General features: G+C 43.2%; 26 protein-coding genes. 24 read left to right on the forward strand and 2 right to left on the reverse strand.

What is annotated here, in order from left to right; translation table 11 throughout:
• Nucleotides 1-3 precede the first annotated feature (3 nt).
• The 19 genes from rlmD to HUG15_RS07275 all read left to right on the forward strand — a co-directional run bounded on the left by rlmD (nt 4) and on the right by HUG15_RS07275 (nt 16,812).
• Nucleotides 4-1,392 (forward strand): 23S rRNA (uracil(1939)-C(5))-methyltransferase RlmD, encoded by a 1,389-nt coding sequence (gene rlmD / locus HUG15_RS07185; protein ID WP_200128039.1) that lies wholly within the window; start codon nt 4-6, stop codon nt 1,390-1,392.
• Nucleotides 1,393-1,645: 253 nt separating this feature from the next.
• On the forward strand, nt 1,646-2,515 hold the full coding sequence (locus HUG15_RS07190; protein ID WP_245723151.1) for a ParB/RepB/Spo0J family partition protein: 870 nt from the start codon (nt 1,646-1,648) through the stop codon (nt 2,513-2,515).
• A 116-nt stretch (nt 2,516-2,631) separates the two neighbouring features.
• Nucleotides 2,632-2,784, forward strand: coding sequence for a hypothetical protein (locus HUG15_RS07195; RefSeq protein WP_176764724.1), 153 nt, complete (start codon nt 2,632-2,634; stop codon nt 2,782-2,784).
• Between the two features lie 114 nt (nt 2,785-2,898).
• Nucleotides 2,899-3,300 carry a DUF961 family protein gene (locus HUG15_RS07200; protein ID WP_200128040.1) on the forward strand — a complete coding sequence of 134 codons (402 nt, stop codon included), beginning with the start codon at nt 2,899-2,901 and terminating at the stop codon, nt 3,298-3,300.
• 68 nt (nt 3,301-3,368) lie between these two features.
• A complete protein-coding gene (locus HUG15_RS07205; RefSeq protein WP_200128041.1) occupies nt 3,369-3,563 on the forward strand; it encodes a hypothetical protein in 195 nt (64 codons plus the stop codon).
• A gap of 150 nt (nt 3,564-3,713) precedes the next feature.
• Nucleotides 3,714-5,012 carry a type IV secretory system conjugative DNA transfer family protein gene (locus tag HUG15_RS07210; RefSeq protein ID WP_343073151.1) on the forward strand — a complete coding sequence of 433 codons (1,299 nt, stop codon included), beginning with the start codon at nt 3,714-3,716 and terminating at the stop codon, nt 5,010-5,012.
• A gap of 69 nt (nt 5,013-5,081) precedes the next feature.
• Nucleotides 5,082-6,086 (forward strand): replication initiation factor domain-containing protein, encoded by a 1,005-nt coding sequence (locus HUG15_RS07215; protein WP_200128043.1) that lies wholly within the window; start codon nt 5,082-5,084, stop codon nt 6,084-6,086.
• Between the two features lie 344 nt (nt 6,087-6,430).
• Nucleotides 6,431-6,928 carry an antirestriction protein ArdA gene (locus HUG15_RS07220; protein ID WP_200128044.1) on the forward strand — a complete coding sequence of 166 codons (498 nt, stop codon included), beginning with the start codon at nt 6,431-6,433 and terminating at the stop codon, nt 6,926-6,928.
• Nucleotides 6,929-6,991: 63 nt separating this feature from the next.
• Nucleotides 6,992-7,354 (forward strand): hypothetical protein, encoded by a 363-nt coding sequence (locus tag HUG15_RS07225; protein WP_200128045.1) that lies wholly within the window; start codon nt 6,992-6,994, stop codon nt 7,352-7,354.
• A 4-nt stretch (nt 7,355-7,358) separates the two neighbouring features.
• Nucleotides 7,359-7,646: a hypothetical protein gene (locus HUG15_RS07230; RefSeq protein WP_200128046.1), complete on the forward strand. Its 288-nt coding sequence runs from the start codon at nt 7,359-7,361 to the stop codon at nt 7,644-7,646.
• A 139-nt stretch (nt 7,647-7,785) separates the two neighbouring features.
• Nucleotides 7,786-8,757 (forward strand): conjugal transfer protein, encoded by a 972-nt coding sequence (locus tag HUG15_RS07235; RefSeq protein WP_200128047.1) that lies wholly within the window; start codon nt 7,786-7,788, stop codon nt 8,755-8,757.
• An 18-nt stretch (nt 8,758-8,775) separates the two neighbouring features.
• Nucleotides 8,776-9,024: a hypothetical protein gene (locus HUG15_RS07240; RefSeq protein ID WP_200128048.1), complete on the forward strand. Its 249-nt coding sequence runs from the start codon at nt 8,776-8,778 to the stop codon at nt 9,022-9,024.
• A gap of 72 nt (nt 9,025-9,096) precedes the next feature.
• Entirely contained in the window at nt 9,097-9,621 is a 525-nt protein-coding gene (locus HUG15_RS07245) for a conjugal transfer protein (protein WP_246516535.1), read from the forward strand.
• Nucleotides 9,506-12,004 carry an ATP-binding protein gene (locus HUG15_RS07250; protein WP_200128049.1) on the forward strand — a complete coding sequence of 833 codons (2,499 nt, stop codon included), beginning with the start codon at nt 9,506-9,508 and terminating at the stop codon, nt 12,002-12,004. Before HUG15_RS07245 ends, HUG15_RS07250 begins: the two co-directional genes overlap by 116 nt.
• 159 nt (nt 12,005-12,163) lie before the next feature.
• The gene (locus HUG15_RS07255) at nt 12,164-14,314 is read left to right on the forward strand and encodes a CD3337/EF1877 family mobilome membrane protein (protein WP_200128050.1); all 2,151 of its coding nucleotides are present in this window, start codon (nt 12,164-12,166) and stop codon (nt 14,312-14,314) included.
• A gap of 38 nt (nt 14,315-14,352) precedes the next feature.
• Complete coding sequence (locus HUG15_RS07260; RefSeq protein WP_200128051.1) at nt 14,353-15,384, forward strand: lysozyme family protein; 1,032 nt, start codon at nt 14,353-14,355, stop codon at nt 15,382-15,384.
• A gap of 45 nt (nt 15,385-15,429) precedes the next feature.
• Nucleotides 15,430-15,930 (forward strand): hypothetical protein, encoded by a 501-nt coding sequence (locus HUG15_RS07265; RefSeq protein WP_200128052.1) that lies wholly within the window; start codon nt 15,430-15,432, stop codon nt 15,928-15,930.
• Between the two features lie 18 nt (nt 15,931-15,948).
• A complete protein-coding gene (locus HUG15_RS07270; RefSeq protein WP_200128053.1) occupies nt 15,949-16,284 on the forward strand; it encodes a DUF4467 domain-containing protein in 336 nt (111 codons plus the stop codon).
• Nucleotides 16,285-16,335: 51 nt separating this feature from the next.
• Entirely contained in the window at nt 16,336-16,812 is a 477-nt protein-coding gene (locus HUG15_RS07275; RefSeq protein ID WP_200128054.1) for an RpnC/YadD family protein, read from the forward strand.
• A 114-nt stretch (nt 16,813-16,926) separates the two neighbouring features.
• On the opposite strand, the gene HUG15_RS07280 is transcribed toward HUG15_RS07275, so the two are convergent.
• Entirely contained in the window at nt 16,927-17,421 is a 495-nt protein-coding gene (locus tag HUG15_RS07280; protein ID WP_200128055.1) for a superoxide dismutase family protein, read from the reverse strand.
• Between the two features lie 685 nt (nt 17,422-18,106).
• Here HUG15_RS07280 and ppsA point away from each other — a divergent pair.
• From ppsA to HUG15_RS07295, 3 genes are all read left to right on the forward strand, one after another.
• The gene (gene ppsA / locus HUG15_RS07285) at nt 18,107-20,719 is read left to right on the forward strand and encodes a phosphoenolpyruvate synthase (protein WP_200128056.1); all 2,613 of its coding nucleotides are present in this window, start codon (nt 18,107-18,109) and stop codon (nt 20,717-20,719) included.
• Nucleotides 20,720-20,842: 123 nt separating this feature from the next.
• Nucleotides 20,843-21,784 (forward strand): ATP-binding cassette domain-containing protein, encoded by a 942-nt coding sequence (locus HUG15_RS07290; RefSeq protein WP_246516536.1) that lies wholly within the window; start codon nt 20,843-20,845, stop codon nt 21,782-21,784.
• 32 nt (nt 21,785-21,816) lie between these two features.
• Nucleotides 21,817-22,641: an ABC transporter permease gene (locus HUG15_RS07295; protein ID WP_200128057.1), complete on the forward strand. Its 825-nt coding sequence runs from the start codon at nt 21,817-21,819 to the stop codon at nt 22,639-22,641.
• Nucleotides 22,642-22,684: 43 nt separating this feature from the next.
• Here the strand turns inward: HUG15_RS07295 and HUG15_RS07300 are convergent, their stop codons facing one another.
• Nucleotides 22,685-23,104: a transposase gene (locus tag HUG15_RS07300; protein WP_200128058.1), complete on the reverse strand. Its 420-nt coding sequence runs from the start codon at nt 23,102-23,104 to the stop codon at nt 22,685-22,687.
• Nucleotides 23,105-23,264: 160 nt separating this feature from the next.
• Between HUG15_RS07300 and HUG15_RS07305 the strand changes: the two genes are divergently transcribed.
• Together HUG15_RS07305 and HUG15_RS07310 are read left to right on the forward strand one after the other, a co-directional pair.
• Nucleotides 23,265-24,026 (forward strand): MerR family transcriptional regulator, encoded by a 762-nt coding sequence (locus tag HUG15_RS07305; protein ID WP_200128059.1) that lies wholly within the window; start codon nt 23,265-23,267, stop codon nt 24,024-24,026.
• 299 nt (nt 24,027-24,325) lie between these two features.
• Complete coding sequence (locus tag HUG15_RS07310) at nt 24,326-25,501, forward strand: DUF418 domain-containing protein (protein WP_200128060.1); 1,176 nt, start codon at nt 24,326-24,328, stop codon at nt 25,499-25,501.
• The last annotated feature ends 2 nt before the right edge of the window (nt 25,502-25,503 follow it).

Below are 25,503 nucleotides of genomic sequence, written 5' to 3' on the forward strand. Positions count from 1 at the left end.
TATATGTCTAAAAAAAGAACCAATTTGCCGGTACAAAAAAATGAACGGCTCGACGTCACGTTTCAAGACCTCACCCATGAAGGTGCCGGTGTGGCAAAAGTCGATGGGTACCCGTTATTCGTCCCTGATGCGCTTCCTGGGGAAGAAGCAGACGTTAAAGTCGTAAAAACGGGGAAAAACTTCGGATTCGGGCGTCTAATGGAAAGACATACGACAAGCACACACCGTGTCGATCCACCGTGCCCGATTTTTCACTGGTGCGGCGGTTGCCAGTTGCAACACATGGATCAGGAAGCACAACTGGCATTAAAACGAGACCAAGTCGTAAACGCGCTCCATAAATATATGGGCAGAGACGATATTCCGGTACAAAAAACGATCGGGATGGACGAGCCGTGGGCCTATCGCAATAAAGCGCAAGTGCCTGTGGCGGAACGGGACGGGGAACTCATCGCGGGATTCTTTGCGAAACGGTCCCATCACATCGTCGATATGGATCATTGTTTAATTCAAGGCGATCAAAATGATGCGGAGATTCAAGTCGTTAAAAACATCTTAAAGCGTTACGAAATAAAACCGTATGATGAAGTAAGCGGTCGTGGCGTCATTCGCCATATCGTCGCCCGTAACGGACGTTTGAGCGGAGAGACGATGGTGATGCTCATCACGAACGGTGAAGCATTGCCCCATAAAAAGAAAATCGTCGAAGCCATTCGCAATGAAGTGTCCGGTATTCATTCGATCGCGCAAAACATCAATAAGAAAAAAACAAATGTCATCTACGGCGAGCGCACGGAAATTCTTTGGGGCGAAAAGTATATTGAAGAACGCATCGGCAAACTTCGCTTTGCCCTTTCACCGCGGTCTTTTTTTCAAGTAAACCCGGTTCAAACGGAAGTTTTATATGAAAAAGTACGCCAATTCGCAGGGTTACGCGGAAATGAAACGGTGATCGACGCCTATTGCGGCATCGGTTCGATTTCGTTATTTTTAGCGGAAGAAGCGAAGAAAGTTTACGGGGTAGAGGTCGTTGGAGACGCGATCAGTGACGCGCGTAAAAACGCGAAACTCAACCACATTTCCAATGTTGAATTTTCGGTCGGAAAAGCGGAAGAAGTCGTGGCCTGGTGGCGGGCAGCCCTCGGAATTCAAGCCGACGTCATCGTCGTCGATCCCCCGCGCAAAGGCTGTGACGAGAAATTGTTGCAGACGATGATCGAAATGCAACCTGAACGCATCGTATACGCGTCCTGCAACCCGGCCACGCTAGCCCGTGATCTCGGTATTCTGTCGGACGGCGGTTATGAAGTGAAAGAAGTGCAACCCGTCGATATGTTTCCGCAGACGGTACACATCGAGTGTGTGGTTTCGATACGTCGGAAGGATATGTGAAAGTACTGTCATTCCAGCATCCGACGAAATTTTATACGTTTGAAGAAGACGAGGATGGCTTCCTGACAAAGAAGTTAAATCATTACATCGATGTATGCGTTGCTCTCGACTTGGATCTGCCATTCGTATGAAAATCGATGATTAATAAAGCTATGGAAATGCCTGTATGACGGGCATTTCCTTTTTATATACATTTTTATTTCCGGTTGCATAATAGAGCAATCGGCTTTTTTTATGAAAGGAGATGTGGGGCATGCCGAATTCAGACAATCTTTCAACTGTGCGAACGGAAAAAGTGGAGGAAATTCCATTATTGGAGATCAGTCATTTTCCTAATCATCCTTTTAAAGTCAAGGTCGATGAAGAAATGCTGGAAATGGCAGAAAGTGTGGATCAATATGGTGTCCTTGTTCCTGGGCTTGTACGACCGACGGGAGAAGGTGGATATGAAATGATTTCAGGACATCGACGGAAAAAGGCTAGTGAGCTTACGGGTATTTCTTCGATGCCTTGTATTGTTCGTGAAATGGAGGACGATGAGGCGACCATTATTATGGTGGATAGCAATTTGCAAAGGGAAAATATAGCGCCGAGTGAAAAAGCTTTTGCCTTTAAGATGAAGTTGGAAATGATAAAAAGGAAAACAGGACGACTTTCTAAAGAAAACGTGTCTCAAGTTGAGACAAAAAAACGAGCGGATGAAATACTAGGGGAACAATTAGGAGAAAATAGAAATCAAATACAGCGGTATATTCGTTTAACGAAGCTAATTACGCCAATTCTTGAAATGGTCGATGAAAAAGAAATTGCGTTTACCCCAGCGGTGGAATTGTCGTATTTAGGAGAAAATGAGCAAGAAACTCTTTACGAGACGATGCAATCAGAAGTATGCACCCCTTCCTTGTCTCAAGCGATACGAATGAAGAAAATGAGCCAAGAGAATAAGTTAGATACGGATATGATTCTTTCAATTCTTAGTGAACAGAAGCCGAATCAAAAAGAGAAAATAACGATCCAAAAAGAACAAATAAACCAATATTTCCCATCTGGTTATACGGATAAGCAAAAAGAAGAGGTGATTGTAAAGTTATTAAAACGGTGGAGTAGTAATAGAAGATTTTAAAATCAGCCCAGTTTATAGATAGCTTTTAGGATACTTGAAAGTGGTTTTTCCATACATTTTGATTCTCTGGTTTTTTACAGGGAAATTTTTTATGTCAGAAGAGGATGAATACTGCTATGAATTTTACAGAAGGAAAATGGCGTGAATATGAACGTCTCATGAAAGAAACTCCGGGATTTGATAGAGGGAAAGGCATTCAAGATGATCACTCTTCCTCATGTAATAAAAGACAAGTCAAAGAAGAGGTTATTGTCTCTAAACGCAAATGAGATGAATATCTGTGGCTACTTTCATTAAAGGGGGTGATGCTCCATTCGAACGAATATTTGATTTATAACTGGCTGTATAACGGTTTTTATTCTATGAAAAGGAGAGATCATTTAATGAGTTATCAAAATGGCATTTTTGCTGATCCAGCGACCTTTGGAGAATTGCGTTTCGTGGGGCATCAACGGGATCGTTATAAATTTGACCGGGTCCGCCAACAACGAACCGATATTTTGGAAGGCCGCGTGTATAAATTGGTTTCTTCCGTTCAACGTTCCGAAATCGAAGTGGAAGTGCCTGAACACATGGGAGAAATCGAGTTTGATTTCATGGAGCCGGTGGAAGTGAAAAATCCGCTCATTACCGGTATGGCGCAAGCACAAAACAACTTTGCGCAGATTCGTTGGATGACGCGTGTTGAAGATATTGTTAAAGCGAATACCGGCAGTGGCATATCTTCTGTTGCTTCCTCATCAACCAAGAAAGAACCGATCACAGAAGGAACCGACAAAAAATAAAGCATCCAGGCGTGTTGGCTGATCAACGTTGGCACGCTTTTCGTTTGCCTAGAAAGGCGGGATCGCGCATGGAGGGTTGCCGGGAAGAACATGAACAACGCGTCTTAGAATGGATCGGAGACCATTTTCATTTGGATCATATCGAGGTGCGAGAGTATTCTCTTTTTCCATGTGGCAAATGGGTGACCGATCAGAATGGAGAAACCATGATTGTATTTTGGGATATGCTCGATGATCGGATTTCGTATGTCGTTGAAAACTGAGAGGTGACGTCTATCATCAAGAATCGATTATGGAAATACCGGGGAAGACGTATCCGTCGCCATATGCGCCATGCCGTATTACGGACCGGTCTTCTTTTTTTTGGGCTGTTCTTTTTCCTCACGTTAGGCATTTACTTCCGTGATCCCATGATGAATGGACGACAATGGTTGGAATTATCGACCTATCAAGCCATTCGAGATTGGGACTGGCTCGGTATAAGCATGGGTTTCTTCCTTGCTATGGTTGTTGGTGTGCTGGCGGTCGGTCTATCCTATGTGATCTTTTACGATGGATACAAACGCTTGTCTCACAAACAAAAACTGGCTCGCATGTTTATTTCCAATGGGATGATGGAGACGGCATCCATGGATAAAAAGATACAATGGAAGCCTCGAAAAAAGCAGAAAACAAAAGTGACCTACTTTCCGAAAGCCTACTACCGTGTCAAAGATAATTATATCCATATCAAGATCGCGATGGATATGACCAAACACCAGAAACAGTATTTAAATCTTGGCGAGGACATCGAAAACGGCTTTTATGCAGATACGGGAGAGCGGGAACTGGAAGACGGCTACATCTCCTATCGTTTTCTCTACGATGTAAGCAGGAATCGGATTTCGATTCATGATGTCAAAGCCGAAAATGGTTCCTTGAAACTGATGAAGCACATCGAATGGGCGTATGATTCCCTCCCTCATATGTTAATTGCCGGCGGAACCGGGGGAGGAAAAACCTACTTTATTCTGACGATGATCGATAGCTTAATCAAGTCGGGAGCCGTCGTCTATATTCTTGATCCCAAACGTTCCGATCTCGCTGATTTAGCGGCAGTCATGCCGAAAGGCACCGTGTTGTACACGCCTAGCGCCATGATGAAAGTATTACGGGAATCCGTGGACGCGATGATGAAACGATCCGAAGAAATGAAAAAAATGCCGACCTATCAAACGGGAGGAAACTACGCCGATGTAGGGTTGCCGCCCGTTTTTATTGTGTTTGATGAGTACGTCGCTTTCATGGAATCCTTGGACCGGATGGAACAGATGAAGGCGCTCGAATATATGAAGCAGGTGATCATGTTGGGGCGCCAGATGGGCTATTTTCTTATCCTTGCCGCCCAACGCCCGGATGCCAAATATCTTGCCGACGGGATACGCGATCAGTTTAACTTTCGTGTTGCCTTGGGTCGGATGTCCGAAGCTGGCTATGGCATGATGTTTGGCGATACCGACAAACGCTTCATTTTCAAGAACATCAAGGGGCGTGGCTATGCAGATACCGGAACCTCGGTGATTAGTGAATTTTATACCCCGCTTGTCCCGAAAGATTATGATTTTCTTGAGGAAATCGGGACATCCGCCCCGGGAATGGAGCGAGCGTTGGCGGCGGTAGCCGCCAGCGGTAGCGATAGCGAGCGGAATGAAGGGGCGCCCGGAGGCGCGTAGCGCCGCAGGGTCCTACCCCCTCCTGCTTACAGGGGGGTAGAAATGATATCGCGAAAGGAGGGATGATGCATGGCAGAAGCAGAAAAACAGCCCCTGACAGCGATGGTGGACTATCTTCGGGTTTCATTCAAGCATCAGGACGAAGATCGTATCATCCAAAACGTGTTAGGCATCAAAAAAGCGTTTATGATTCATGAAGAGCGAGCGTTCTATGGGTATGTCGGCACCTATGCCCTGGATTTTATCCGCGTGCTGTATTCCATTCCCGGCGACGCGAAAGGAACCTTAATTGAATTGAGCGGCCAAGGCTGTCGGCAGTATGAAACGTTTTTAAAGGGCATGAAGAAAACGTGGTTTGATTTTTTCCAACAGTGCCTTCAAAACGGCGGCACCTTTACCCGTCTGGATATTGCCATTGACGATCACAAACCGTATTTTTCCCTCCTGAAGATTCGTGACAAAATCGAACGACAGGAATGTACGACACGGTTTAAAAAAATTGTCTTTCATTCCAGTGTTAACTCTAAGGATTGGCATCGTGGCGGCCACACCATTTATTTTGGTTCCCGTAAATCGGATGTCCACATCTGCTTTTATGAAAAGAATTATGAACAAGCGGAAAAATGGAACCTTCCCTTAGAAGATTTCGGGGAGTGGAATCGCTATGAAATTCGCATGAAAGATCAACGGGCCCAAGAAGCGATTCGACATTTAGTTGACCGCCAAGATTTTAAAGGTGTCGCCATGGAAGTCATCAACAACTATCTTCGTTTTGTAGAGGCCAGGGATGTGCACCGGCGCTATTGGGATACGAGCCTGTTTTGGCAAACGTTTGTCGAGGACTTTGGGCACTTACGCCTCTTTGTGGAACCGGCTCAAGACTTTTACGAAAAAAGCTTGAATTGGATGAAGAATTATTGTGCACCGACGATGAAAATGGTGTGGGAAAAAGATCGGATATTAGGCACGAATGACTTGATGGATATGATCCAATTTTCCGACATGGGCAAACGCCAAGAAAAAATGCTGGATGTTTTTGTGACGGACATTGACGACATGATGATACGTGAATAGGCCTTCCTTCGAACAAGGAGGCTTTTTTGTTTGGATCAACCCCCACGGCAGTCATTCGTACCTATATGGGTATCCTGTCAACGGTAAGCGGACCGCGTTTAGCGGGAGCATTAAGGAGTTGACAGGAATGAGGCTTTACCACCCTCTTGGCTTTGGAAGAAAACACTTTTTCTTCCTTGCCACCCGGCGAGGGAGCCCCCGATTGCCATCGGGGGTTGGGGGATAAAAAATGGCGGTCAAGCTGGCTCAGCTTGCAGGTTTGGACAGCGTCCAAGGTTTTACATGAAGAAAGTTTACCCGAACGATAGGAGTTTGTTTCGCTAAAGGAAAGGATGTGAAAAAAGATGGACATGCATGTATTCATTGTGAATCTTGGAAAATATAACGAGGGGGAATCGGTGGGCGCTTGGTTTACCCCGCCGATTCATATGGAGTACGTCCAAGAACGCATCGGTTTGAATGGTGCGTATGAAGAATATGCGATTCACGATTATGAACTTCCGTTTGATATTGGAGAATATACCCCGATTGAGGAAGTCAACCGTCTATGTGAAATGGCGGAAGAATTAAGTGGGACGCCGATGGCAGGGGCGATCAGAGAACTCCAGGATTATTTTGGTAGCTTTGAGGAACTGATGGAGCGACAAGACGATATTATTTATTATCCAGACTGTAACGATATGGAGGATGTAGCCATCTACCTGATTGAAGAAACAGGAATATTGGGCGAAATCCCCGCCCAACTGCAAGGCTATATTGACTATGAAACCTTTGGACGTGATCTTGAATTGAGTGGAGGTTTTCTTGTCACGTCTCAAGGGATTTTTGAAATTGTCCATTAACCATTTTGAAGGGGTTGAAGCATTTACGGCGGATATGGTGAATGATAGAAGGTGGTCATCGTCATGATTAGAAATTTAGATTTTGTTCGTAGAGGTTTGACGCATTTCAATGTTGACGTGGATATAAGAAACATTGAACAAGCGATGGTTGATGAAGCAGAGGATCATTGTATTCGTTATGGGGAACCATTCATGGTTCGCGTGCCTTTTTATCATGGCTTACGTGATTTAGGGTTTGATGCGGAAGGGGTTTTACCCTTAGATGTGGTCATCTTCGCGGTAAAAGATAGGGAAGCATATACAAAGAATGGAGAGCCTATTTCTATCGACTATGTAGGGATTTTTGATCTATTTATCGTTCCTTTGGAATATCAGGCAGTCCTTGAAAAAAGAGCGGATGAAAGAGAAGAAATGAAGGGGGGATGATGAAATGAAACAAGTGGAGTTGTTGAATCGTTCCTATTTGGAAAAGGCGTTGGATGATGTCGGCATGATAGATACAATAGAAGAAATCGTTGAACGCATGAAAGAACATGTGCTTTCGATGGTCAAACATCTTTCTGAGCAGTTTGTCATTGATGTTCGATTCATGGTGAATGATGTGTTGGAGACCATTCGACTTGTGTTTATCACGACTGAACATGTGGACCCGCCCGAAGATGGCGAAGAACAACCGCAATATGTCGAATTTGTCTCCCTCGAACAAGCGAACGAGTGATTTTTTATATTACCCATCAGTGTACCGAAAACCCGTCAACGGTATGAAAAAGGACATATGAAACATGCGTGGCCAACAAGGGTGTTACGAAGCGTAACATCCTTTTTATATTGGCTGGAAAAAGAGAGGGGATGAAGGATTGAAAGCGTCATTCAAACATGTATGGGAGCGGATGAAACGGCGGAAAGCAAACATTCATCGTCCGCCAAAAGAAAAATCGAGCCTGAAAAAAGATACGTCGAGACGGACAGCGATCGCTGTTTGGACCCTCATCGGCGGATTACTATTTTTCTCTATGCTTGCCGTGATGCTTTCGATGAATACCCGTTCTACGTTCAATGATCTACGTGCAGCGGTCGTTGATGATGATCATGAACAAGAAGAAGAAGATTCGGACATGGATGTTGTCACGGCGGACGCCTTTTTAAGCGATTTTGTGGAAGCGTATATCAATGTGAGGGATGATTCGGAAGCGTTAGACGAACGGCGTGGCGCATTAGAACCCTTTATGGCTTCGATGGAAGCGGATGATGAATGGGATATGTATGACGTGGATATGGACGGGGAACGACGACTCGAACATGCGAATTTGTTTCATGTTGATGAGACGGATGATGGAGGCGTTTTTCAATATGAGGTCACTTATATCAATGAATACGACGATGAAAGCGAAGAAAAAACGTTGCTTCTTCATGTCCCACTGGCCGAAACAGATGGGCAATATGCGGTGACGGGGGAACCGTATTTTACGCAAGTGTATGATTTGGATGCTTCTATCACGCTTGCAGATGAAGAAAGAAACATGGATGCGTATGTGGGGGATGAGCAGGGAGCCATTCTCGCCTTTCTGGATGATTTTTTTGAGGAATATGCGTCGGGGGACGAAGACGATTTAAATTATATGATGAGTGACCCTGAAAGTTTAAACGGGGCTTTCGTTTATGAAGGCATGGCGAATGAAACGTTGGAGCAACAAGAGGATGGCTTTTTGGTCCATACAGAGGTTCAGATGGTCGAAGAGGTGACAGGCCTTGCGTATGCCTTTGATGTAGCTCTTTATTTGGAAGAGATGAACGGAAACTATATGGTGACGCAAATGGATTATGAGTAAGAGGGGAGGCACATGGACATGTTTGCATGGATTGCGATTTTAGGGCAGGCCAACTTACCTGATTTGTCGGCGGTTGAAAATTGGGGTTTGAATATTGTGACGCAAGTTATTACGTTAATTGTGATTTTTTTGGTGACGAAGCATCTGGCCAAATTTCGAGTCGGTGCCGTGGTTTCGGCTTGTATCTTTGCAGCGGTTGTGACGTTTGTGGTGCAAAATTGGGATCAAGTAACGGAATGGGTCGAAGCATTGATTGATCTCTTGTAGGCGTCTTGAACATGAATATGTTCATGATTTGGTAATGTTGTTTGAATGGATGATTGGATGAGGGGGGCTTTGATGCGCGTCATTTTTAACTATCGGCAGGCCTTGCGAGAACCGAAAAAAATCCAACAAATCACGGAAAACTATTCGTTGCCATTTTCGATTGAATTCATCCCTGCGATGAATTTTTTAATTTTTATGGCCATGACAGCCGGTGTGCTTTATGGCATTCATGCGGTTTTTCCGTTTGCATTGGAATGGACATTTGTCATCTTTCTGATTGGGATTCCACTTATGTTAACGGCGTTAGTGAAAAAAATACAGCCCGATGGGAAAAACATTTATCTGTATATCTATGATTTTTTCAAGTATTTGGTCAGCGTGAAAATCCCGAACAAACGGCTTTGCCATGATCGGCCCGTGGCATGGATGAAGGATGCCAGGATTCAATTTCGTCAATGTGTGAAAGTGGTGAGAAAGAAACATGGGCGTATTAAAAACACCGATCAAAACGATGATGGGGAATTTATTGTTAACGAGCACGGGCGACGTGTGGGCGTTCTATCGTATTCAAAGCACGTCGATTCCCAAGCAGAATGAAAAAGTCGTGGATAGTTATAAAAAGAATTGGAAGCAATGCCTGGAGGAATTAACGGATTATCAGGATGTTCACTTTATGATGTATCCGCAAGAGTTTCGCTTAAACGAACGATTGGAGGACTTGTACCAAGATGTTGCCATGGATGCAGAAGCGATGGCGACGTATTACATGGATGAAACGGTTAACTTGTTGGAACAACGGTTGGGGCGACTCACCAAAAATGATTTTATTTTAGGCGTTCGATTGAAAATGGAACGAATCAACGTGGACGCTGAATTAAAAGAAAATGTGCTTTCGCTTTTTTCGGGTGTGACGGATACGATTGTGAATCTATTAGGATGGGAGCAGCACGTGTCTGCTTCCTTTTTTGAGCAATTTCGGGAAGCCGAAGGCGAGTTAGCGAATGTGGTTGCCATGGTTGGTGGCGTAAAACTAACCGAGCGTGAATTGATTTATGTGAATCGCTTTCACTTTTTACGTGGCTTAGATCATGACGTATCGGAAGAAATGGATCATGCGTCGCCGGAAGCCATTACCAATACCATGATTGATCCGACAACGCCATCTGTGCTTCACCTTCATAGTGATGAAGATGACGGGTATATCTCGTTTGTGGTGGTGGATGAATGTCACCATAACATGGCCGGGAGTGAATTGTTTTATGAAGCCCAATCTCTTCCGTTTCCCGTTGAGATCGATATCAAAGCACAAGTGGAAAGTAAAACCAAAACGAAAACGAATGTCAATCTCAAAAAACAGCAATTACGGGAATCCGCGAAAGAACAGAATATGATTGGTGATGAAACGGATGCATCGGTCGCCACCAGTGATTATTTAGTGCGGCATCTCCAGGATGAGATTAAAAAAGACGACGTTCATATGATCAACTGGATCGCCGTCCTGATTGTGGATGGAAAAACGAAAAAAGCCTGTTTGAATCGTGCCAAAGCCGTTAAACGCCATATGAAATCGGCAGGTATGATTTGTCGTGTGCCTGTTGCGGATCAACTTCTATTGTTCTATCAAAGTTTGCCCGGCAAACGCCTTGATTTAACCCACCGGAATTGGCTCCAAAAAACGACCCAGGATGGGGTAGCGGAAAACTTTTTTGCGGTGAATGCGGATGTCGGTTCAAAGGTCGGATACTTCATTGGATGGATTGATCGGTTTGATAAGCATACCGATTTGGCCGCTGCGATTCAGTCGAGTCGAGACCCGATCTTTTATCACCCGTTTTTAGCGAATCAACAAGTGAAGGGCTCGAAAACGAGATCCCCCCATGTGCTGATCACAGGCGATACCGGCAATGGAAAATCGTTTTTGGCAAAGTTGCTGTTTCTCTATATCACGATGATGGACGTGAAATGTTTATATATTGACCCGAAAAAAGAGTTACGAAAATGGATACGGAAAGCGATGGTCCATCCAGACGTGAAAAAAGATTACCCGTTATTTGTGGAGCATTTGAAAACGTTCCACTTTATTACGCTTGATGCGGAAGACGAAGAAAATTGGGGCGCCTTAGATCCCATTTCCTTTTTGCCGCCGATGCAAGCGAAAGAAATGGTGGAAATGATTATTTCGCAAGTGTATAGCTTTAAGGGCAAAGATGATGTTCACACGGCGTTCTTAAAAGCGATTACGACGGTCATTGAACAAAAAGAGAAAGGCTATCAAGTTGGAACGACACACGTGATTAAAGCATTAACCGCCCATGAGGAACCGGCGGTGCGAAAGGCCGGGGCGTTTTTAGCGGAAGTGACGGCTGATTCCGTCATGAAATTATGTGTGCATGATGGATCAAACGATGCGTTATCGCTGGATAAGCGGATCAGTATCGTTGAAATTGAACATTTAGATTTGCCGGAAGCCACCGACAGTATCGAAAGCTACACGAATGCGCAATTAAAATCCAGTGCGGTGATGTATGCGCTTGGAAAGTATTGTGAACTCTTTGGGAAAACGAAAGAAGAACGAACGGCCGAGTTTATGGATGAGGCATGGATGATCACGGCGAATACCACGGGGCGGAAAGTGGAAAAGCAGATGCGACGAGTGGGGCGAAGTTACAATAATGCCTTGTTTTTCATCTCTCAAAGTACCAAGGATGCCCTACGAGAAGAAGAAAGTGGGAACTATGGGGTCGCCTTTGCCTTTGACGAACCCAACGAACGACCCGACGTTTTAACATGGATGAATATGGAGGCCACGGAAGAAAATATTGAGATGCTTGAGGACATGTACCAAGGGCAATGTTTGATGAAAGATTATTATGGGCGGACAGCGAAAATGAGTGTGGAATGTTTGTTTGATGAATGGGCTTCGGCCTTTGAAACGGTGGAAGCCTCAGCTGTTGCATCCGCTGAAGAAAAATATTTATAGCGAGAAGAGTCACGGTCCACGTGGCTCTTTTTTAAGTGATTGGTTTTAAATACTGTGATCGTGACCGTGTGTATCGCGTATGTACGGAAAACGACGGAACGAAGGTGATGGACGACGTTCATTGATGAACACGGTTGGATGAAGAAGGGAGGGATTGGGGTGTGGTCGAAAAGACGCGTGGTCCTCATGCTTATCATGGGGATCTTTTTGCTTTTTCCCTCGGTGGGGATGGCTTTTATCCCCGGATTGTTTGAGAGTGATGAAGATGCCGATGACGTGATGAATCCTCCCGACACGGTCGAAGAAGGCGGTGTGGAGGTGGAAAGTGAACGTTTCCCTATGGAATCCTATAGGGTCAACAATGAATCGAACGATGAAAACATCATGGGCATTTTTGTAAGTATAAGTAACGCTGTCATGACGTTTTCAGGGCATGTGGTCTTACTCGTGGACACGGTTTTGGATGAATTATTTTCGCTTAATCCGATTGAACGATTTGCAGGGGCGATTAATCTAATCTCCCAATCCATTTATGACACCTTACAGGAACGCTTTGGTCAATTATTGTTTCTTATCGCGATGGGATATATCACGTTTGTGATTGTCACAAAGGCATCCTTTCGAGAAGCCATCCGTCGTTTTATGTTATTTATCGGTGTGTTGATCTTTGCTGGGTTTTGGATGTTGAACAGTGGCTTTTTTATGCAGACGTTTAATGCGCTGTCTTTAGAGATGCAAGGGCACTTGATTGACGCCGGCAGTGGGATGTTTCATATGGTTGATGGCGATGGGGTGTATGACCAGTCCGGGGACATTGATGTGGAAGACCCGATGGATGGCACAATTGCCATGATGCGTAATGTCTATTTTGAACTGGCGATGAAACGCCCCTATATGATCGTTAATTATGGCGAAACGAGCGAAAATGCAGTCAATGAAAATGATGCGGCAGATACAGAAGACTATGGCGGCAGCCAGTATAATCGTTTTGATCGACTTTTAGCGTTTGATTCCACGGAAGATGGACAGGCATTAAAGCAACAATATGTCGAGGAGGAAGAGGTGGATCAAAACGAGAATTCGTCGATGGGTTCAGGGGCCGTCTTTACCCAGCTGGGGCAAGTGCTGATTGGTTTACTGGTCGCCCTTTTTCTTGGGATTCCATTTACGGTTTTGGGCTTTTTAAATTTCTTGTTGCAGTTGATCGCGTTAGCCTTGGCCTTTTTCCTTCCGTTTTCCTTGATCCTGTCGTATATTCCGCACTTTGCGTATAGCGGTTTTAAGACCTTTTTTAAATTGTTGACGGTATTTTTAGTGAAAGCCATGTTGGGGCTGATCGTCGCGTTTGTCTATGTTTTGACGTTTGTCGTGGAAACCATGGTACCGCCGGATACGTTTGGGTTGTATTTGGCGAATGTCACGGTGTTGATCTTCTTGCTTATGCTTCTCATGAAAAAGCGAGACGCTTTGGTGAAATTGATCACGGCCGGACGTGTGCAGTCGTTGGACGGCCAATTTATGAATCAAGTGAATCAACGTATGGTCAACCCTGCGATGGATAAAGTCGGAAAAACGGTGTCCGCGTTTAATCCAACCGCCGGAATGATGATCCATAAAATGAATCGAATGCGCCAACCATCAACGGAAAGGCCTACGCCCCGTTCATCGTCGAATGCGGCGTCCAGCCAAGAAACCATGGATCCGCAAAGCCAAGAGCAACGGGCTTCTCAAATGGATCAACGTTTAGAAGACGATCAACCGTCTAATCGTCAATATCATCAACCAGAAGAACGTCGCCCGCAAAAGGATCAGAAAGAGAAAAAACAGAAGAAAAAGGAAAAACGAGGCGACGAGAAGAAAAGCGATGCGTCGAAAGAAGCGTCTCGTCCCGATAACAAGAAACGGAACAAAGATGGGTCAACGAAAAGGAGACATAAGCGTCGGTCTGATTTAGAAGATCGTCCGAAAAAACGTTCATCGAAGGATCATGCGGATGTAAACCAAAAGGAAAAACGAGGCGATGAGAAGAAACAGAATGCACCGAAAGAAGCATCACGTTCCGGTAACAAGCAACGGAACAAAAAGGGTTCAACGAAAGGGAAACGTCGGTCCGATTCATCTAATCACCGGAAGAAACATGCATCGGAGCATCATGTGAACATGAACCCAAAGGAAAAACGGGGACAACCATCGCCGAAGAAAAATCAAAGCCAAAAGGGAAATGACCACCCGAAACGCACCCCGCAAGGGAGAAAGGATGAAAAGGTTGAAAAGGAACTAAAACCGGTTGATCAAAAGGACAATCATTAAGGAATGCTTACGGGCATTCCTTTTTTGGTGGTGATACATTGAAAGGGATCAATGGCCTGATGGTTGGTGTTTTTGGCGGTGCATGTTTCATTTTGATGGTGGTTGGTATGTTAGTGATGATGATGGGGTCGTTTTTGATCACGCAAGAAAATGAAGGCAATGGGGCAACCGATGAGCAAGATTTGGTTTGTGAAGGAAACCAAGTGAATGAGGATGTGGAACGTTATGAGCCTCATTTTGAACGCTATACAGAGGAAAATGGCATTGAAGATCAAGTCGATATTCTCATGGCGATGACAATGCAGGAATCAGGGGGACAATTAGCGGATGTGATGCAATCATCCGAGTCCATGGGTGACCCCGTAAATACCATTAATAGTCCTGAGAAGTCGATTGAACAAGGGGTCTCTTACTATGCGGATATGTATGAACAAGCAAACGGGGACACAGAACTGGCTATGCAGGCCTATAACATGGGGGGCGGCTACATCAACTATGTGCAAGACAATCATGATGGCGAGCATAGTAGAGATGCGGCCGATGCATTTGGTGAACAACAAGCATCGGAATTAGGGTGGGATAATTACGGGGATGAAGATTATGTGGCGCATGTGATGCAGTATTTAGAGGATTGTGAGGAACCCGAGCAAGCATCAGGCGATGGCGATTGGGACATGCCCGTTGAACAGGTGAATGTGACATCGGAATTTGGCATGCGTGATCATCCCATTCATCACGAACCACGGTTACATGCAGGCACGGATTTTGGGTGTAACATGGGTGATGCTATTTATGCCGTGGCAGATGGCACAGTTCAAACCGCCGTTCAGCAAAATACGGGACTCGGGAACAATATCAAACTTCAGCACGGGAGTGATGAATATAGCGTTTATGGTCACTTGAGTAACCTCTCCGTGAGTGAAGGCGATGAGGTACAGCAAGGGGATCAGGTTGGCGAATGTGGATCAACGGGGGATTCGACAGGTCCCCATTTGCACTTGGAACATCATACAGAACCAGAAGCGACGAATGATGAAAAAGAAGATCCTGCAGAGATTTTAGATTTATAGGGTTTCGTCAAGGAATCAATGACGGATAAGGAAGGAGAATCCATCATGAAAAAAATGATGATAGCGGTGCTTATTTTGGGGTTTGTCAGCGGCTATTTATTTTTAGAAAATTCGCATGTTAAAAATGAATTGCAAGCCTTACAACAAGCGTTGGAACAAGTCCAGGATGAAGAAAGCGAACATGAATATCACGGGCAGGCAGGGGTGGCGGCCGAACGGTTTGTAGAAGCGTATTTTACGTATGAGGGGAAACCCGTTCGTGAAAACGTTGAACCGTATGCGGCTATCCAGGTACTGGATGATTTACAGTTTGAAGAACCGGAGATGGGATATGACGATATGGAGGCTGTGCAATCAAGCGTTGATGATGTCGATGTTTATTATGGGCCGTCTACGGACGATCAGCAAAACATTGTGGTTCATTTTGATAATGACATTCGTGTGGATGGGGTTGATACGAGCACCTATTCCATATTGGATATGGATATGGTTTTATCGAATGAAACATGGAAAGTTGAAGAATTGCAGTTTTATCAGTTGCCATAGGGAAGGAGGTAACAGTTTATGAAAAAGAAAGTGGGGATGATGCTTATCTCTTTATTAATGTTAACAGCTTGTGGATCAGGGTATGATGATGTGATTGATCAAGCTGTAGAAGAATTACAGGAGGGTCCTTTAGGCGAGAGTCATGATGATGTGGATGTTCGTGAAAGATCAGACATTAGTGTGTGGGATGATGGGCGGTATGTGAGCATCCATTATTATAAACCTAATGGAAGTAATCGGGAGTATTTTTATGAAGTTTCCGGAGATGATTTTAACATGATTGGTGAAAATGAATCCAATCAAGTACGTACCGAAACTCCTGATTATCAGGAACAGTTTGGTGAAGAGATTTGATTTTTTGAATGATGAGGATGCTGAAATGCCAAAAAAAGCTGGAGGTTAGATATGTCAAACGATCATCGTGAAAGTCGAATCGATCATGACCATTTATTTAAAGAGTTGCTTCAAGAGTTTTTTTCGGAATTTATCGTATTATTTTTTCCGAATATCTACGAAGACATCGACTTTGCCCATTTGAACTTTTTAGACAAGGAATTGTTCAACGACATACAAAGACGAAAAAGCAAAGAAGTGGATATGGTTGTTGAAACCAGGCTTAAAGGCGAGGATAGCTTGATCCTCATTCATCTGGAGCAGCAGGCACAATATGAAGACGATTTTAATGAACGAATGTTTTTGTATTTCAGCCGTTTACTGGAGGAAAATCCCGGTACACGGATTCTTCCCATTGCTCTGTTCAGCTATGACGATCAAAATAAGCAGGAACCGACCACTTATGAAATGACGTTACCATTTTGTGTTGTATTAAACGGAATTTTAAGTGGACAATTAACCTTTTACACAACACAATTTATTCTTTAATTCCATTTTTTCATGCAACACAATTACTGTCGGAGTAAAATGGATTTATTTTCCTAAATATGTCCTAAAAATACAGGTATCTCGTATTAACCCCCTACAATTGTTGAGGGCTTTTCACGAAGCATGAATCAAGCCGCAAGCCAATCGTTTTCCAGCATCTCCTGCCGGTTGTGTACGGTAATCGTCGGGGTTCTGATGAATGATGACTGCTTTTCCGATCACATCGGCTGCGTTAAATTTATTGGTAAAAAAACATGTATACGCATAACCGTTATTGGAAAAGAGAACTGGGAAATCGCCGGCATGATTGCCGTGTGGTTGATTTGTCGGGTTCCAGTGCTCTCCTGCGGCTTGAAAAGGATCTTGTTGATCTCCTACTTGACAGCTGCCGTTTTCATGGAGATGAAACCCGTGCGGACCAATCGGGTCCTTGTTTCCCTGAGCAGGTCGATAAGGTGGGAGCCCGTAAATTTGCGCACAAACCATCGTTCCTCCCGGGACTTGTTGAAAAGATACGACACCCCTGATATCAGGGGCTAGAGGGCCGCCGTTAACTTCTGCGTAAACTGCCTTCACCCGGTAATTGTAATATAAATGGTTGTAAAACATGTCGAACTTCTCCTTTAGTAATCAATTCGCATTTCGATTCATTGTATGCCCCCGCCTATAAATTCGTTTTTTGAGTGATTTACATAGTGTATGGAAATGTCAATAATCCCGTATTGGATGTTTTGGCACGTCCCCTCGAAAATGGTGGAATAGGAGAAACATCATTTATTTTCTTCTTATTCCCCTTTTTCGAGAAATCAAGACTAATATGAAAAAATAGGGTTCCTTACTGTGTGTATATGAATACAAAGTAAGGAACCTGTTGTTTGGCAATTGCACGTCGATTCAGGAATCAACCTTTGCTTGTGTTTGGTTATATACATGTCAGTTCAGCATAGTATACGGTGTTGTGTCATTCGACTATTTGAATTAAAAAGACTGAAAATTTTGATATTTTATGTTTTCCACCAATTTATTGATTCAAAAATACAACATAAATAAACGTTATTGAAACATGGCAAAAACCCTTTGATGTTTTTGATAAAGAAAAATATTTATACTGAATAGTTTGAAATATACCTTTTCGAGAGGCAAGATCAGCCTATATGCCCCTTTCCCTAGTTTAATTATACCATGATTGCCTCACCATTTTTAGACTGTTTTTTATTTTTTTTAATTGTTAGTATGAATCAAGTAATGTTGCTTCTTTGACGCAGTCAGCAGCTATTAAATGGGAGGGAAAGAAATGAAGCAATATGTTCTAGAGCTTCAAGAGATTGATAAAACTAGACAAATGGAGGTCGGAGGCAAAGGGGTTAATTTAGGGGAATTATCGAAGATTCATGGAATACAAGTGCCAGAAGGATTTTGTGTTACAACAGAAGCTTATCAAAAAGCCCTCGAACAAAACGAAGCCTTCCAAACATTGTTGGATCAACTAACACCGTTAAAAGTAGAGAATAGAAGCCAAATTGGTAAAATCAGCAGGAAGATTCGACAATTCATTATGGAAGTAGAAATTCCTTCCAATGTTGTGAAAGCTGTTGCTCACTATCTCTCCGAGTTTGGCGAGAACCAAGCTTATGCAGTGCGTTCCAGTGCAACTGCTGAAGATTTACCACATGCCTCTTTTGCCGGTCAGCAAGATACCTATTTAAATATCATCGGAAAAGAAGGCATTTTGCGGCACATCAGCAAATGTTGGGCCTCCCTATTTACGGATCGTGCGGTCATCTACCGGATGAAAAACGGATTTGACCACAGCCAAGTTTATTTATCCGTTATTGTTCAAAGGATGGTTTTCCCACAGGCTTCAGGGGTTTTATTTACCGCTGACCCGATTACTTCTAACCGGAAGCTATTGTCAATCGATGCCAGTTTTGGACTTGGAGAAGCACTGGTCTCTGGCTTGGTATCTGCCGATTGCTATAAAGTACAAGATGATGAAATCATCGATAAGATGATAGCAGCCAAAAAATTGGCTATCTATGGACGAAAAGAAGGCGGAACTGAGAAACAACAGATCCAATCGGATCAGCAAGAGACACAAACACTTACTGATCAACAGATTTTACAACTGGCACGCATTGGAAGACAGGTTGAAGCTTATTTTGGCCGCCCACAAGATATCGAATGGTGTTTGGCTGATAATACATTTTATATTGTCCAGAGCCGGCCCATCACGACTTTGTACCCCATCCCTGAAGCGAATGATCAAGAAAATCACGTCTATGTATCTGTTAGTCATCAACAAATGATGACCGACGCAATGAAACCATTGGGATTGTCCTTTTTCCTGTTAACGACTCCTGCACCTATGCGTGAAGCTGGCGGAAGGTTGTTTGTTGATGTCACATCTATGCTGGCTTCACCTGCTAGCAGAAAAAAATATATAGACGTCTTGGGGGAATCCGATCCACTCATAAAAGACGCACTTATGACTATTGCAGACCGAGGAGATTTTATAAAAACATCACCAGATGATAAAAAAGTACAGAGTTCCAGTGAAAGCAATAAAGGTATGTCTTCTTCGGATTTCCAAGCACAAATCGAAAACAATCTGAACATTGTTTCTGAATCGATTAAGAGCAGTCAAACATCAATAGAAGCGTTAAAACAAAACATCCAAACGAAATCAGGATCAGATTTATTTGATTTTATTCTGGAAGATATCCCGCAATTAAAGAAGTTTTTATTTGATCCACGTATGGGTGTGATTATGGATGCTATGGACGCTTCATCATGGATCAATGAAAAAATGAATAAATGGTTTGGGGAAAAAAACGCAGCAGACACGCTTTCCCAGTCTGTACCAAACAATATTACTTCGGAAATGGGCCTTGAGCTTTTGGATGTCGCCGATGTGATTCGTCCTTATCCGAAAGTCATTGATTATTTACAACATGTAAAAGATGATCACTTTTTGGATGAAGTTGTTACGTTTGATGGTGGACAGGAAACCCAAGACGCCATAATAGCCTATCTCAACAAATACGGAATGCGATGTGCCGGAGAAATCGATATTACAAAAACTCGTTGGAGTGAAAAACCAATTACACTTGTCCCCATGATTCTAAGTAACATCAAAAACTTTAAGCCTGAAGAAAGCAAACGGATATTTGAGCAAGGGCTGCATGTTGCTTTGGAAAAAGAACAAGAGTTATTAGATCGATTGAAGCAATTACCGGATGGTGAACAAAAAGCCAAAGAAACAAAACGAATGATCGACCTCATCCGGAATTTCAGCGGGTATAGGGAATATCCAAAATACGGCATGGTTAATCGCTACTTCGTATATAAGCAGGCTTTACTGAAAGAAGCCGAACAACTCGTACAAACGGGCGTTATTCATGATAAAGAAGATATTTACTATCTCAATTTTGAAGAACTTTGCGAAGTCGTACGCACAAACAAGCTGGATTACCAAATCATCAGCAAGCGAAAAGACGATTACAAATTATATGAAAAACTAACTCCCCCACGTGTGATCACGTCTGATGGTGAAATCATTACAGGTGCATACAAACGAGAAAATCTCCCAGCAGATGCTATTTTAGGGCTTCCTGTCTCTTCCGGAGTTATAGAGGGACGCGCTCGGGTCATTTTAAACATGGAAGATGCTGATCTAGAAGATGGAGATATATTAGTCACCTCCTTTACCGACCCTAGCTGGACACCATTGTTTGTATCCATAAAAGGTCTAGTCACCGAAGTTGGTGGACTAATGACCCATGGAGCGGTTATCGCACGTGAATATGGTTTGCCAGCAGTTGTTGGAGTGGAAAATGCTATGAAGGTAATCAAGGATGGACAAAGGATTAGGGTGAACGGAGCAGATGGGTATATAGAAAAACTATAATTGATTACAATAAAATGCGTTTGAATTAGGAAAATCATTAACAATGTGTGGATTTGAGAACCTTGTCACTGGGACATATAAGGGGTACGGAAACGATTCGTGGGTTGAGGGGCCACACTGGAAATGAAGCACCAGAAAGGACTGTTCTATTTGATCCACGTTCAAAACTTGAAAAAGTCATATAAATCATTCCAGGCTGTAAAAGGGAGTAGCTTTCACGTCAAGGAAGGTGAAATTTTCGGCTTCCTTGGTCCCAATGGAGCGGGGAAAAGTACAACCATTAACATATTATCAACGATGCTCGAACCATCAAGCGGGACAGTGACGATCAATGGCTACGAGGTGACGAAACAAAAGAATCGTGTACGCGAAAGTATCGGGATTATTTTTCAGGAAAACACCCTCGATGAAAAATTAACAGCGAAAGAAAATCTCATGCTGCATTGTAAATTTTACAATGTGCCTCGCTCGAAACGGAAAGCACGCATCGCAGAAGTATTCGAAATTGTTGATCTTAAAGAGAGTGCGGGCACTCTCGTCGAAAAATTCTCCGGCGGGATGCAACGCCGTTTGGAAATTGCCAGGGGGCTGCTTCATTACCCGAAAGTACTCTTTCTCGATGAACCATCAGTCGGACTGGATCCACAAACTCGCGCGCACATTTGGGAATACATTCTCAAGCTCAAAGAAAAGGAAAACATCACGATGTTTCTAACGACGCACTATTTAGATGAGGCAGAGATTAGTGACCGCGTGGCAATTATGGATCATGGCGAAATTATTGCAATCGACACACCGAAAAATTTAAAACAACAACTCGGCGGTGACATCATTGAAATTACAACTGCAGATAATCAAGCCGCCTTACAAGAGATCGAAGACAATTTCGACGTTATCGATGTTTCTCTGAAAGACGAAGTCATTTACTGTAAAGTGGAAAACAGCGATGCGTTTGTTTCAAAGTTTATCAAATCACTGAAAACTCCGCTTACAGGGTTCGATATTCGTAAGCCAACGCTGAACGATGTTTTTCTATCCTTTACTGGGCGAGAAATCAGGGGCTAATCGCAGGTTGATGAAGCAGGAGGTATGGACGAGTGGAAGGTATGATTGCCATTTGGCAAAGAGATATTATTAAGTTTTTTAGAGACCGTACGCGTATGATGGGCTCCTTTTCCATGCCGATTTTATTTTTGATCGTTTTTGGCGTAGGGATGGGCGGTTCGATGGAATCGTTAGTAACCGCAGGAACAGATGCTGGGAGTGAGTTTAATTACGTAGAATTTATATTTCCGGGCATTGTATCCATGACGCTGCTGATGACTTCTGTTTTTTCTTCGCTTTCAGTGATTCAGGATCGGGATTTCGGTTACATGCGTGAAATTCTCGTCTCCCCGCTCTCAAGGGTAAACATTGCACTTGGGAAAATGCTCGGCTCCGCTACTGTCGCATTAATACAAGGTATTATGATGTTTATTATGATGCCTGTTTTAGGGATTACCATCGATTTCGTTTCTTTCTTACAGGTGATTCCCGTGATGTTTATGATCGCGTGCGCTTTTTCTTCGCTTGGTCTTTTGGTGGCGAGTCTGCTTACTTCGATGCAAGGGTTTCAGCTCGTCGTGCAAATTTTAGTGATGCCGATGATTTTTCTGTCAGGTGCTTTATTTCCACTCAACAATATGCCGGCGTGGGTGGAATTTCTCGTGACGCTTAATCCCGTTACTTACGGTGTTGATCTGATGAAACATATTATGATTGATGTGGAGAATCTTAGCCCGATGGTACTTGAAGAAATGGGATTAAATCTATCGTTCTTTGGAATGCCTGTGACGGCGACGGGGGAAGTCTTCTTTTTATTAGGATTTACGGCAGCGTTAATTTTGCTTGCTACCTTGAGTTTTAGAAGGGCGAATGGGTAAGTTCGTGTCATTGTGTGAGGGGTGGCAATGATATGATAAGTCTTTAGTTCTCGTTAAGAAAAGCTTTTTGTTGCTTGATTATCGCATAAATACAGTGCAGAAGCTTATTCGCACAAGCAATGACAGCCACTTTATGAGGTTTGCCTTCCTCTCGTTTGCGGTCGTAAAAGGCCTGCATTTTGAGGTTGCGGTTCTTGGTTAATCCGCATTGAACGGCGGTGTACAATGCTTGGCGTAGCCGTGTAGTACTCCGTTTTGCACTCGGATCAATGCCAGTGTAAGCCACAAGCTTATTCGGGTACTGAAATTGGTGCACATCGCCTATTTCGGAAAGAATGGTTGCCGCCGTTTTCTTCCCGACACCTGGGATGGTTTGAATCAGTGCATAATCCTTAAAGCTTTTAACTAAAACATCAATTTGAGCCTCTAACTCAGATTGGTGTTTTTGGTTTTGAAAGAGCATTTCAATGTGCTCTGTAGACTAATTAGGTGACTCTCATAAGCATCATGGTGAAAGATTAATCAAAAATTCCAAACGATTTTTCATTTTACAAATAACGTATTGACTCTTACGGTAACGTAAGGATGTATAGTAATCATGACAAATAGTGTGGAGGTTCACTATGTACAGTATTGGAGAAGTAGCAAAAAAAATGAACATAACCACTCGAACGCTTAGATATTACGAAGAGATCAATCTGTTAAAACCCTCTTATACCGCAGAATCGGGATACCGTTTCTACTCAAAAACAAATATCGTTATATTGCAGCGGATTATTGCCCTAAAGGAACTCGGCTTTCAATTAAGCAAAATTAAAACCATCCTGGATCAAAAAAATTGGGAAAACGTTTTTGGAGAACAGTTGGTGCTCATCACTAAGGAAAAAGAAAGACTCAGTTATTTAGAAAAGACGTTGCGACTGTCACAGCATTTATCCCAGATTGAGAAAGACCTTAGCTGGGAAAATATTTTCCATTTTATCAAGGAAACAGAAGAAGATCGATACAACAAACATTTATTTTTGAAGCAATATTTTGATGAACGCGAGCTAGACATTTTGAAAAACCCTAGTTTGGATTTCGGTGGAAGAGAGTCCAAAGAATTGGTTGAGTTGTTGACAACCGCCAAGGAGCAAAAGAATGAAGATCCTGAATCGCTCAAGTCACAGCATTTGGCTAATAAACTCGTATACTTTCTTGAAAATACATTTCAAGGTGATTCAGCACTTATGGAAAAGTATTGGAAGCTTCAAAGCCAACCGCCAAAAGAAGGAAATTTGTTCATTTTGGATAATGATGTCATTCAATATATTGAAAGCATCATGAATCGTTATGAAGCAAAATGGGGGAAGGTCGGAAAGAGCCAATCGCAGCATCGGGAATGAGTTGAACTAAATGAAACGATGGATTTTAAGAGGTATTGGAAATCCGTTTTAAGCAAGGAACGAATTATGGAGAAAAGAATTTACTTTTTGGATCATCTCCGCATTTTTTTACGATTACGATGGTCATTGTTTTTCTTGTGATATTTCTTTACACTAACGCGTTTGAATTTGTCTGAAACGAAGATCTTGGCAAGAGAGCTATCATTAAGTTGCTACGCTCATATTACCAAATGGAGATATTGGCTTGATTGGATGAAATATGAACTAAATGAAAAAATTAATGAGAGGTAGTTTGTGGCATGAAGAATTTAAAAAAACAAACGGGCTACTCGAGAGGATTAGCTCGAGGGTCTGCTTCAGCGAAAGAGCGTTTGCTTGCACCAGATTTAGCCCGAGGGTTTATGCTTTTGATTATCGCCATTGCCCATGCGCCGTTATTACTCGGTCGTCCAGATGGTGAGGGCATTATTGATGAAGCCGTTAATTTTGTCAGTATCTTGTTCGTGGATAATCGAGGACTTCCATTGTTTGCTATATTGTTAGGTTATGGGTTAGCCATGATGGTTAATCGTCAGCTTAATGCAGGAACGTTAGAAAGAGAATCTAAACGATTATTGCGGCGTCGTGGGTTTTTCCTTTTATTATTTGGGTTCGTCCATGCCGTTATTATTGGCGGGATTGATATTCTAGCTTTCTACGGTTTCTCCACGCTCCTTATCGGATGGATTTTATTTCGCAGAAATCGTGTACTCATTCGTGCTATGCTTATTGTTGCCCTGTTTTTTCTTTTCCTTCTTCCTGTTGTGTGGATGGGCATGGCGCATGCAATGGATGCTACCGGGATGAGCCTGGAAACACTGGGACAATCTAACTCGGAATCATATATAGAAACCACACTCTTTAATTTAATCAGTTTCCCTTTCATGATTTTGAGTCAACTTTTCATGTACCCCATGCTCTTGCCGATACTGATCGGGGTATGGGCTGCACGTAATAACTTGCTGCTTGTTGGCAACCGAAAGCATTTAGTTCGAATAGCTATCATAGGCACTTCAATCTCAATCATTGGGGGACTACCGCTTGCCCTTGACGGGGCGCAGTTATGGAGTTCTTCCCCAACGATGGAAGGGTTGTTCACGGCTCTTCAAATGATTACGGGGCTCGCCGGTGGTATTGGGTACGCAGCCATATTTGGGCTGATTGGTCCCATTGTCAGTCGTACAGGTCTCATGGTTCGATCATTGACTGCGTTAGGACAACGATCACTCACTTTTTATGTCTTTATCGAAGCTATGCTGGTCATTACCCTATCGCCAGTCGTATTTGGACTGGGTCAGGTATTGCATAGTACAGGAGCTGTTATTGTCGCTGTGTTTTTGTGGTTCACCAGTCTTCTTTTGGCTATGACGATGGAGTATAGAGGAATGCACGGCCCTGCAGATGCCTTGTTGCGTAGACTTATCTATCGAATTTAGTA

Origin of the sequence: Salicibibacter cibarius (genome assembly GCF_016495725.1) — a bacterium.
In the GTDB taxonomy this organism is placed as follows: Bacteria; Bacillota; Bacilli; order Bacillales; family Marinococcaceae; genus Salicibibacter; species Salicibibacter cibarius.